The sequence below is a fragment of the Corynebacterium sp. MSK195 genome, from assembly GCF_030228885.1.
In the GTDB taxonomy this organism is placed as follows: Bacteria; Actinomycetota; Actinomycetes; order Mycobacteriales; family Mycobacteriaceae; genus Corynebacterium.
Window position 1 is genome coordinate 1 of record NZ_JASPGT010000041.1, and the last position, 1,055, is coordinate 1,055.

At 53.6% G+C, this 1,055-nt stretch carries 1 rRNA gene; it reads right to left on the reverse strand.

What is annotated here, in order from left to right:
• Nucleotides 1-1,055: ribosomal RNA gene (locus QP909_RS11700) — 23S ribosomal RNA — on the reverse strand; the annotation flags it as partial.

The following is a 1,055-nucleotide window of genomic DNA, read 5'->3' on the forward strand; positions in this document are numbered from 1 at the left end:
CGGTTTAGGGTACGGGCCATACACACACATCGCTAGAGGCTTTTCTCGACAGTACAGGATCACCACCATCAACCCCAATGGGTCTACGCATCACGTCTCAACCATATGTGCGGCGGATTTACCTACCACACGATCTGCACGCTTACACCACCAATCCAATAAGTGGCGTGGCTACCTCACTGCGTCACCCCATCACTTGAACCACACATCAGGCCCCACGACATCAACACCACCAACACTCAAAGAGTGTCAGCAGTGCATCCGCGGTGGTTAGTATCAGTGCTTTATCATGGGCGCGCATGTACGGGTACCAGAATATCAACTGGTTATCCATCGACTACGCCTGTCGGCCTCGCCTTAGGTCCCGACTCACCCTGGGAAGACGAACTTGACCCAGGAACCCTTAGTCATCCGGCGGATAGGATTCTCACCTATCAATTCGTTACTCATGCCTGCATTCTCACTCGCACACAGTCCACGCCTCCTTACGGTAACGCTTCAACCCATGCACGACGCTCCCCTACCCAAACAAAAAATGTTTGCCGCGGCTTCGGCGGTGTACTTGAGCCCCACTACATTGTCGGCGCAGAACCACTCGACCAGTGAGCTATTACGCACTCTTTCAAGGATGGCTGCTTCTAAGCCAACCTCCTGGCTGTCTTCGCGATCCCACATCCTTTTCCACTTAGTACACCCTTAGGGGCCTTAACCGGCGATCTGGGCTGTTTCCCTCTCGACTATGAAGCTTATCCCCCACAGTCTCACTGCCGTACAACACAATTAGTGGCATTCGGAGTTTGGCTGACATTGCTAAGATTGTAGTCCCGCTCAACCAACCAGTCGCTCTACCTCCACCAAGCTATAATACGACGCTGCACCTAAATGCATTTCGGGGAGAACCAGCTATCACGGAGTTTGATTGGCCTTTCACCCCTACCCACAGCTCATCCCCGCAGTTTTCAACCTACGTGGGTTCGCGCCTCCACAACCTCTTACAGCTGCTTCACACTGGCCATGGGTAGATCACCCCGCTTCGGGTCCAGGACATGCCACTT